The sequence below is a fragment of the Roseivivax halodurans JCM 10272 genome, from assembly GCF_000521785.1.
Lineage (GTDB): Bacteria > Pseudomonadota > Alphaproteobacteria > Rhodobacterales > Rhodobacteraceae > Roseivivax > Roseivivax halodurans.
The window spans coordinates 1-9,025 of sequence record NZ_JALZ01000066.1; the positions used below are offsets into that span (position 1 = coordinate 1).

The 9,025-nt window shown below is 63.9% G+C and carries 10 protein-coding genes; 2 read left to right on the plus strand and 8 right to left on the minus strand.

What is annotated here, in order from left to right; genetic code table 11:
• The coding region (locus OCH239_RS20475; RefSeq protein ID WP_037267140.1) for an IS3 family transposase at positions 1 to 333 on the plus strand (333 nt) is incomplete at its 5' end.
• A gap of 88 nt (positions 334 to 421) precedes the next feature.
• On the opposite strand, the gene OCH239_RS21915 is transcribed toward OCH239_RS20475, so the two are convergent.
• The 3 genes from OCH239_RS21915 to OCH239_RS20490 form a co-directional block, all read right to left on the minus strand.
• Positions 422 to 2,626, minus strand: a complete 2,205-nt coding sequence (locus OCH239_RS21915; RefSeq protein WP_084782741.1) for an AAA family ATPase — start codon at positions 2,624 to 2,626, stop codon at positions 422 to 424.
• Positions 2,627 to 2,696: 70 nt separating this feature from the next.
• Positions 2,697 to 3,443, minus strand: coding sequence for a hypothetical protein (locus OCH239_RS23210; protein ID WP_051489689.1), 747 nt, complete (start codon positions 3,441 to 3,443; stop codon positions 2,697 to 2,699).
• A 281-nt stretch (positions 3,444 to 3,724) separates the two neighbouring features.
• Positions 3,725 to 4,231: a hypothetical protein gene (locus OCH239_RS20490; protein ID WP_037267141.1), complete on the minus strand. Its 507-nt coding sequence runs from the start codon at positions 4,229 to 4,231 to the stop codon at positions 3,725 to 3,727.
• Between the two features lie 110 nt (positions 4,232 to 4,341).
• Between OCH239_RS20490 and OCH239_RS20495 the strand changes: the two genes are divergently transcribed.
• Positions 4,342 to 4,512: a ribbon-helix-helix protein, CopG family gene (locus tag OCH239_RS20495; protein ID WP_084782747.1), complete on the plus strand. Its 171-nt coding sequence runs from the start codon at positions 4,342 to 4,344 to the stop codon at positions 4,510 to 4,512.
• Positions 4,513 to 4,999: 487 nt separating this feature from the next.
• On the opposite strand, the gene OCH239_RS20500 is transcribed toward OCH239_RS20495, so the two are convergent.
• Genes OCH239_RS20500 through OCH239_RS20520 form a run of 5 tightly spaced genes read right to left on the minus strand, consistent with a single transcriptional unit; the run spans position 5,000 to position 8,842 of the window.
• Positions 5,000 to 6,124, minus strand: a complete 1,125-nt coding sequence (locus OCH239_RS20500) for a sensor histidine kinase (RefSeq protein WP_162150040.1) — start codon at positions 6,122 to 6,124, stop codon at positions 5,000 to 5,002.
• 42 nt (positions 6,125 to 6,166) lie between these two features.
• A complete protein-coding gene (locus OCH239_RS20505) occupies positions 6,167 to 7,162 on the minus strand; it encodes an ATP-binding protein (protein ID WP_037267144.1) in 996 nt (331 codons plus the stop codon).
• 28 nt (positions 7,163 to 7,190) lie between these two features.
• A complete protein-coding gene (locus OCH239_RS20510; RefSeq protein WP_244430414.1) occupies positions 7,191 to 7,607 on the minus strand; it encodes an ATP-binding protein in 417 nt (138 codons plus the stop codon).
• Positions 7,604 to 7,936 (minus strand): STAS domain-containing protein, encoded by a 333-nt coding sequence (locus OCH239_RS20515; RefSeq protein WP_244430415.1) that lies wholly within the window; start codon positions 7,934 to 7,936, stop codon positions 7,604 to 7,606. The genes OCH239_RS20510 and OCH239_RS20515 overlap by 4 nt, the downstream gene beginning before the upstream one ends.
• Positions 7,937 to 7,972: 36 nt before the next feature.
• Complete coding sequence (locus tag OCH239_RS20520) at positions 7,973 to 8,842, minus strand: STAS domain-containing protein (protein WP_037267147.1); 870 nt, start codon at positions 8,840 to 8,842, stop codon at positions 7,973 to 7,975.
• Positions 8,843 to 9,025: the final 183 nt, after the last annotated feature.

Sequence of the window (9,025 nt, forward strand, 5' to 3'; positions counted from 1 at the left end):
CGGTTCGGCGGCTACCGCGCGCCGCATTCCGTCGAGATGCTGAGCGACAATGGCTCGCCCTACACCGCGCGCGAAACACGCATCTTTGCGCGTCAGCTCGGACTGAAGCCGTGCTTCACGCCGGTAAGGAGCCCGGAGAGCAACGGCGTGTCGGAGGCGTTCGTGAAGACCCTGAAGCGCGACTACGTGCAGGTCACGCCATTACCAGACGCTGCCACCGTCCTCGAATTGATTGCCGGGTGGTTCGAGGACTACAACATGATTCACCCGCACTCAGCGCTGAAGATGCGCTCGCCTCGCGAGTTCATCCAAGCTCAAACCGCAACGGCCTGAGTGTCCGGCGAAACGGGGGCAAGACCACAATGCTATGCATGCTTACAGTTAGGCAAGGCTCATCATCCGAAAAACTGTTCCTTGTCATTCAACGGAGATCGCTACTTGGGGAGCCGGCTCGCGTATGGTCGAAATGATCTCGAAAGAACGCCTCGATCTCGTCCCGCTCCATCTCCCGCATGCGAACGAGCCTCTTTGCCAGCGCCTCGATGAGGTTCGAGGTCTCTCGGACGACACTATCCGCGAAATCGGCTTCCTCGCGCAGGATGCGATCCAGCGCATCGCCGAGTTCGGTGCCGGGCAGCATGCTTCCGATGAGAGAAGGCGGTACGGCCAGCAGGCTGCCGCCGTCCAATCCCCAGCTGTGTCGCAGATCGAATGCGACCCGCGTAGCTTGCGCCAGGTCGTCGGCCGCGCCACTGGACGGCCCCTTGAGAAGCACGCGCTCGGCGGCGCGACCGGCGAGCAGAGCTGCGATGCGTATGCGCGCTGACGCCGCAGTCTCGATCGATCTGGGTGTGTCGTGGACCTCGCCGCCTTCGGGCGTGATCCGGACGCGTGTGGGGAGAGCCCCGGTCAGGCGCCAGTTGACGACCACGTGTCCTGCTTCGTGGATGGCAATGCGCCACAGATCCTCGTCGGAGCGATCGGATGTAACCTCCGCAATGGCCGCGACGAGATGGCGGTCGTCAAGCGGGCGGCTATCCTGACGTGCGCGCGCCTTGGCGTCTCGGATGATCGCGGCGACGGTCGCGCCGGAGCAGCCGGACAGCTGCCGCGCATGGGCCGCGAGATCGAACCGATCCGGATGGTCGAGCGATCCGGACAGGATCCGGATGATCCCGGCTTGATCCGGCGGGCCGATCTCGCAATGCATGTCGAACCGACCGGGACGCAGGATCGCGGGGTCGATGAGATGACGATTGTTGGCGGCGCCGATCACGATCACGCCGGGCGCATCGTTGAGGCGCGACAGGTGCTCGAGCAGGCCGTTCACCACCCCGATATTGTAACTGGAATTTTGCGTGACGTTGCTGCGAACCAGAAACGAGTCCAGCTCGTCGATCAGCAGGACAGCCGGGGCACGCGACATCGTCTCAGCGACCTTGTCCGATAGTGCCCGCAGAAAGTCCCCTTGGTGCCCATGGCGCTGGCAGTCTGCGTAGCTCGTGGTGATCAGGGGCACCCGGGCCGATCCGGCGAGGGCGGAGGCCAGCAGCGTTTTGCCGTTTCCCGGCGGGCCGCTCAGGAACATCGATCCGGAAACCTCCGACCAGTCGAGCGATCCGGATTGCCAGGCGCGGAGATCCGCGAGCAGCCGATCGAGACTGCTGCGCACCCGAGCGGGCAGGGCGATATCGTCCAGCGTCAGATCGGGCCGAACGTCCGCGCGGGCGGCAAGTCCGGCGAGGCGCTCGGCGACGCGCAGCGTGGTGTCCGCAGTCATTGCGTGGTCGACGAGGGCAGGGTGCAGGCCCGCAAGCGCGGCGTCGGCTGGCAGACGGTCGAGAACGGCGTCCTCCGCGAGATCGCCGGTGATGGAATGCGTGACGCGTAGGATCTCGACGATCATCTCGCGGGTCAGTGGCGGGACGTGCCACGTCGCGCCACTGACCATGCGGCCGATGTCTGGCATGTCGTCCGCATGCGACACCAGAGCCCAGACCGGGGCACCCTTGCTGATGGCCGTTTCGACGGCCTCCGCGAACTCCGATTGCTTGCGCGCCTGATTACGCTCGGTTGCATCGCCCCCGTAGACAGGCGTCTCGGGCCAGCTCATGGCAATCCCGCCAGACGCGGAGGCTTTCCGGAATGCGTGCAACATCTCCTTCAGGGCGCGCCAGCCAAGTTCGCGGTCCCGGCGCTGCGGGATGACGAGCGTCGTCACAACCCCTGCTGTGCAGACGTGCTCGAAAGCGTCCTGGGTCGGCGTCAACGCAAGAAGGCGCAGCGCCATGCTCATCTCCCGGATGAGCGGCGAGGACATGCGGCGATGTGGGCGGCCGTGGAGATCCGTGGCAAAGGGATCTGCCCCGGATGCGATCCGGGCCGCGATCTCCTCGTCCGACATGGCGCTGGCCTCGGGCTCACCGCGATAGGACGCGTCGAGCTTTGCGCAGAGCGGCACCGTGTCCGGCACCGGCTCCGGCTCCGGAGCGGAGCGAGTGTCGCCGAGCCGTGCGCGCACCGCGTCTTCGATCACGAGGCCGCGCTCCACGAGGTCCTTGAGCACTGCGCGTGAGAAGGTGCGTGCGAAAGAAGTAAGGGCCACAGGCCCGGTAGATTGATGCATGGAACGGCCTCCGGGTGATTGGGAGAGACGCCGGGCAGCCGAGGCTGTCCGGAAGAAGAGCGCAATGAGATCAGGGAGACGACAGGGGGAGATCCGCTGCGATGCAGTCGAGCAGACGGCGTAGGATCGGCTCCGCAGCGAGACGATAGATCTCGGTGCGGGTATTGATCGCGTCGCCGTAGACCGACTTGGGCAGGATCATCTCCGGATGATGGCGGCGCATGTAGGCATGCGCGGCCTTCTCGCGGATGACCGCCTCATGGCCGGTCGGGACCGAAACGGTCCGGAGAATCCGGCTCGGCGTGTCCCGCGCAATTCCGAGTTGTTGTCGCAACCGCCGTGCCGGGTCGCTGCTATAGCCCAGCTTCAGCACCGCACTTGGGTCAAGATCGACCCGAAACAGGTAGAGTTGCGAGGGTTTGGAGGTCCAGCTCTCGCCACAGGCGGCGCAATCGACGTCGCCCCACCGCATGTTGCCCACCGAGACATCCTGTAGATGCCCGCAGCTGTGGCGATAGCTGCGATATCCGGTGCGACCGGACTTGGGCGGACCGATAAGGCGCCAGTCGTGGCCCCGGGCAATGGCCTCATAGCGCTCTTCGCGGCACAGCTCGCAGCCTGCCGAACAGCCACCATCGGCGGCACGCTCGATCCGATAGTACTGCCGGCGCACGATGTGACCGCAAGCCAGTCGGAACACGCCGTAATGGCGGTGATCCGGATCGGAACCGATCAGGATGGCCCCGATCCGGGATGCCGCCGCGGCGCGGCGGATCTGGATGCAGGCCGGGCATTCCGGAGAGTGATCGCGGATCACGCTGCGGCGCTTGACGAGGAGGGTGCCGCAGGGCCGGCAGCGGATCAGCAGGCGGGTGCGATCCGTAAGCCGTGAGATGATGTCGAAGCCGGCGCGCGTCGCGGCCTCATGCAGAGCGTCGGGCAGGGGTCCGGCGCGCAGAGTGACCCTCGTGGTGTCAACGAGGCAGGAGATAGGGAATGAAGCTGTGAATGGGGATCCTCCCGAAGCCGGCGGAAATGGAGATAGAGGGGCGGACCCGGGCTGGGCCCGGGGCCCCCGAAACGCATAGGCGAAAGAGCTCAAGCCAATGAGGGAACGCCGGGGTCAAAATCCGGATCGGGCTCTGAAACAGCGGCCGTCTCGCTGTCGTCGATGATCGCGCGCAGGACCGAAGAGAGGTGCGACAGCTGCCGGGTCAGCACCAGGCTCTCGAGATCCACGCGGGTCGCCACGCGGCATGCGGCGCGCATCAATGAGACAGGCGCAGTGCGCAGGCGGTTGTGATCGAGCCCGCGATCCTGGAGCACGTCGAGCACATGCTCTGCAGCGAGGACATGGGCGCCCTCCAGATTGGGGCGCGCGAGAAAGAGCAGCGTTGCGGTCTCGCAGGTGGCCCAGGCATCCGCGGCCTGATGCGCGATCTGGCTCAGCTCGATATCAAAAAATCGATTGCCGATGAACGCCTCGGCATCGATGGCCGCGTGCAGCTGATCGATGATGGCATCGAGTGCGTCAGCGTTGTCGAAGAAGCTCTCGGAACAGGTTCCGGACGGAAGCGGGGTCGTGATAGAGGCATAAGCAGCCATGATGATCTCCCAATAGATCAGATTGGTCAGTGTCGGTGCAGGAGGGCCAACTCTTGCGCCGACACGCATTACATGTGATATTGATATCGATAAATCAAGAGGTCAATATCATGAAATCCAAGGGGCGGCCGAAAGTCGACACGTCACCGGTCCTCGTGCGCGTGGATGCGGAGATGCTGCAGGCGATCGACGACGCCAGGCGCGTCGAGCAGGACGTGCCGACGAGGCCAGAGATGATCCGGCGTATGATCGCGGAGTGGCTGGAGAGGCGGGAAGGGTGATCCGAACGAGCTTGCAGTGTCCTAGGCCTTCAAGATGCACGGGGAACAGTATCGATCGGCATCGAAGGTAGTGACCGGTCCCGTCCCTCGAATTCACACCCAGACCCGCACAGCGCCAGAGCCCGTTGCGCTTACGAACCGCGACGTCGAGCTCGAGGTTTGATTGAGGAAGCGGCTGTGCGAACGGCCCGAAGCGGACATGATAGGTCCGACCCTCAGGGTAGCTGCTCTTGCAGGAAGGGCAGGGAGCGGGCTTGCGGCGCTGCCGCGTGGCGAACGTAGAAGTCACCAAAGCAAACCGTCAGGCCGGAAGGCTGCTTTCCCCAGGCTCGCCGTAGCGAAGGGCGGAGAGCGGCCGTTCGCCGCGCCAACCAAGAACGACTGCAATGCGCGCAAAGGAGAAGCTTCGCGTTGCACACCGCTTCGCGTATTGCCCCATTCCTAAAAGGAGTTGCGGTGCCAGGCTCCGGCACCCGGTTCGACGTTGTCAGGCGAAGCGCGGAAAGCTCATCTCGATCGACAGACCGGTTTTGGTCTTCACCGTCATATGTCCCAGATTGCTTGACACGGTGGAGCGGATCAGACGCCAGCCAAGCGATCCGGATCTCTCGGGCTGCTCTCCTTCCGGCAGACCGATGCCGTTATCGCTAAAGCGGTAAAGAATAGTGTCGTTCTGCGAGACGATCTGTATCGAGATACGCCCCTCGGAACGATCCGGAAAGGCATGCTTGAAGGCATTGGTGACAAGCTCGCCGGTGATCAACCCCAGATCAAGGGCAAGGCGAGCCGGGATCGGCTGGTCGTCGCTGTCGATGTCGACCGCGACCTGCAAATCAGCGCGATTGAAGGTCTCGGCCAATGCGGTAATCTGCTGGAGATAGGCCCCGGGGGCGACTGTTTCGCCGGACCCGTCCTGCAAGAGCTTGTGGGTCCGTGCCATCGAATCCACCCGAATTCCGAGCGAGGCAAGAACGTCCCGAGTTTCCTCGCCCTTGGCGCGGCGCTGCTCCATGCGGATCAGGGACGCGATCATGGTCAGATTGTTCGCCGTGCGGTGATGGACCTCTCCGATGGTTAGTTCACGGGCATTGAGGTCGCTTTCAAGCTGGCGAATGCGGCGGTCCGCGTTGCTTTCGCGCATGAGGATCTCGTCGCAACGGTTGCCTGCATGCTCGGCGACTCGCGCCAAGTCCGGAGTCTCGATCGGCGCTGCGAAATCAGCATGGATGCGGGTGCCCGTGGCACCTGTGTCAACGTGGAATTCGTCTGCCATGCTGCGCACGCCGGCCAGCCCGAGTCCAAGGCCATGCCCGATGCTTCGCGCACCACCCGTGGCGAGCACTTGGTCCAGATCCCCGATGCCTGGGCCCTGATCAGCGAACGCAACACGCAGCATCACCGCGCCGCCGCGGGGTTCGTGCAGGCTGAGCCGAGCATAGCCGCCGCCACCGTGCTCGATCACGTTGCGCGCAAGCTCCAAGGCGCAGGTGACCAGTCGCGTTGCATGGAACTGCTTGAAACTCAGAGCTTCGGCGACGGCCTTGGTGATCTGCTGCAAGACCTTCACGTCGTCGGCGGCGGTCAGGGAAAGCGAGGTTATCGTCTGGGCCATCATCCTCTCCGGATGGACTGATAGGTGTAGTAGGCGAAGTGATCAGCCCGCCGGTATCCAGCGGGCCACGGCGACCGAGATGTCATCGCGTCGATGGCGCCCGGGGTCCAACAGAAGCAGCGCCGCGATCATCAGGGCGCTGTGCCGCGTGGTGCGGAGCGCGACCTCCGGCGGGATGGTGCGCAATCCGTCGCTGTGCAGGACGAAGATATCGCCGGGCTCAAGATCCATCTGCTCTTCCATAGGTCGGGCGCGGGGGCTGCCGACGAAGCCATCGCGCGAGACAAGGCGTTTTTGCGCGCCCTGCCGCAAATAGAAGCCGCTGATATTGCCGAGGTTGCCGTAGCAGACGCGCTGCATATCGGGCTCCAGGTCGAGCAGGGAGGCCACCCCGCCACGGCTGCGCGCCATTTCCTCGGCGAGTTGCAGCAGGCGTTGTTTCGGCGTGTCGACAGGGCGCCGGAGGCAGGCATTGACCATGATCTGACCTGCCTCGGCGGCGGTTTCCCCATGGCCCATGCCATCGGCCAGCACCAAGCGCACGCCCGCGCGATGGGCCACGGTGCCCCAGGCATCGCCGCAAACCTGTTCGGTAGGATGCGACAACCGCAGTCCAGCGATATCGAGCCCGTGCGGGCGTTTCACGTCTGCACTGTCGAAGGCGCACGCCCAAATCGTGCCGGAGGAGCTGGTGACGACATCGGCCCGGTCGGAAAGACGCTCGATCGCTCCAATGCCGATTCCGGCGCTGTCGCCTCCGCTGACTTGGTCTTGGCGCATTTGGTCAAGGTTCTCGATCCCCGGGCCCTCGTCGCAGGCCACCAGCGCGAGGCAGACGCCGTCGGGTTGCGGCACCGCCTGGGCGAGGAACCGTCCCGTGCCTGCGTATTTTATGATGTTGGTCGACAACTCTGTCGCGACGATGGCGATGTCCTCGGCACGCTCCGCGCTCAGCCCGGCCTGCAAGGCCTCGGCTCTTGCCTGCTGTCGCGCGGCGGCCACATCCGCCCGCGAAGCGATGGTGAGACATTCAAGCATGACGCCGTCCCTTTCAGCCTTGGCCGCGTCACGCGCGCCCGGCCAATCTAACCTGTGTGCCGACCCCGGGTTCGGAGACGATCTCAAATTCATCCGCAAGGCGCTTGGCGCCGCCAAGCCCGCGCCCGAGGCCGCGGCCTGAGGTATAGCCATCACTCATGGCAAGCGTCATGTCGGCGATGCCGGGACCGTTGTCCGAGCAGTCGACCCACACCATGCGGTCCTCCGCGTCGCAGTAGATACGCACCACCGCGCTGCCCCCGTAAATTAGAGCGTTGCGGAAGATCTCGCTGACGGCGGTGACAAGGCGGGTCTTGCGGATGACCTTTGCGCCGAGCGCGTCCATGGCGCGTCCCACTGCCTGCCGCGCGCGAAAGACATCCGGCTCGGCGGTGATCTCGTGCCGCTCGAACAGGGTGCCGGGCAGCGCGCGAAGGCGTTTCACCGCGAGGCCCGGAGGCGGGTGACCGCGTGCTGAAGATTTCGCGCCGTCTTAACCGACGGCAGAGTCATGCCCAGCTCAACCAGCGTCATGGCCACCGCCGGGCGCATCCCCACGAGGTAGGTCGGCGCGTCAAGCAGGATACCTATGCCCGCCAGCTGCGCGATGATCCGCCCGACGAAGGTGTCAACGATCTCGAGCGCACTGATATCAATCACTATGCCCTGCGCATCGTTGGCATGGACTTCCTCCGCGAGGTGGTCTTGCAAGGCAACGATGTCGCTATCGTTGATGTCCTCGTCGATCGCGACCAGCATGATCTCGTCGACCATGAACAATCCTGCTGCCTGTGCCATCAACTTTCGTCCTTACCGGGCGTTGCGAACAACGACATCGGTGTCGAGCTGACGGAAGGCATCGGCCAGCGCCATCCGCAGCGAGCTGCGCGTGCGCACCTCGCCGGTGTCGACGCCAAGTTGCACCATCGTCTGAGCGATGCGCGGGCTGATGCCGCTGATGATTGCCTCGGCGCCCATAAGACGGACGGCGGCGGCGGTGCGGATCAGATGCTGCGCGACCTGGGTATCCACGGTCACGACGCCGGTGATGTCGATGATGACGATGTCGGCCTTCTTTTCGACGATGGCCGAAAGGGTGTTTTCCATTACCTCCTGCGCGCGCATGGAGTCGAGTGTGCCGACCAGCGGCACGGCGATGACGCGGTCCCACAGTTCGACCACGGGGGAGGCAAGTTCCATCATCTCGTCCCGCTGGCGCTTGATGGTCTTGTCCCGCTCGGAGATGCACAGCTCCGTGGTGTAGAGGGACACGGCGTCGATCAGGCGGGTGAACTGGTTGATGGCCTCTATCAGAACCCGTCCATTAGTGTCATCGACGGTGGCGCCGAGGCGCTCGAAGAGTGGGTATTTCAGCGCCAGGACAAAGGCTGCCATATCTCCCGTGGAGACACCGCGCTTTGTGCGCTCGCGGGTGACCTCGGCCAGTGCCGCGCGCAGATCGTCCCAGCAGTCAGCCTCGGGGTCGAGCATGTCGCCTTCAACGCTGGCGCTGACGCCCTTGGTCAGGGCATCGTAGAGCATTTCGATCTGGGATCGCGCTTCGCGCTCAGAGAACAGATCCTTGCGGATAAGGCCTTCTTCCGCCTGGGTTGAGCCCCAAGCTCGTAGGAGCGAGGCTCGTTCTTTGTCGAGAACGAGGTGGATGTGGCGCACAGGCATGATTCGGTATCCGACTGGGAAAAGTTTGTTTTCTAAGGCAAATTTTTACCATGGCGCACTTGAAGACAACAACTTTAACGTAGTGTCATGAAGTGACTTCGAAGGCCCCGCATTCTTGAGCTCGCCGTTTTAAGAATTTGGCCCCTTCTGACCCTTGCTGAGGTAGTGTCCCGGGAAATGGTG

What these genes read in the sequence shown, in the direction of transcription:
- OCH239_RS21915 (WP_084782741.1), bottom strand. Translation starts at nt 2,626, where the DNA reads ATGCATCAATCTACCGGGCCTGTGGCCCTTACTTCTTTCGCACGCACC.
- OCH239_RS20490 (WP_037267141.1), bottom strand. Translation starts at nt 4,231, where the DNA reads ATGGCTGCTTATGCCTCTATCACGACCCCGCTTCCGTCCGGAACCTGT.
- OCH239_RS20495 (WP_084782747.1), top strand. Translation starts at nt 4,342, where the DNA reads ATGAAATCCAAGGGGCGGCCGAAAGTCGACACGTCACCGGTCCTCGTG.
- OCH239_RS20500 (WP_162150040.1), bottom strand. Translation starts at nt 6,124, where the DNA reads ATGGCCCAGACGATAACCTCGCTTTCCCTGACCGCCGCCGACGACGTG.
- OCH239_RS20505 (WP_037267144.1), bottom strand. Translation starts at nt 7,162, where the DNA reads ATGCTTGAATGTCTCACCATCGCTTCGCGGGCGGATGTGGCCGCCGCG.
- OCH239_RS20515 (WP_244430415.1), bottom strand. Translation starts at nt 7,936, where the DNA reads ATGGTCGACGAGATCATGCTGGTCGCGATCGACGAGGACATCAACGAT.
- OCH239_RS20520 (WP_037267147.1), bottom strand. Translation starts at nt 8,842, where the DNA reads ATGCCTGTGCGCCACATCCACCTCGTTCTCGACAAAGAACGAGCCTCG.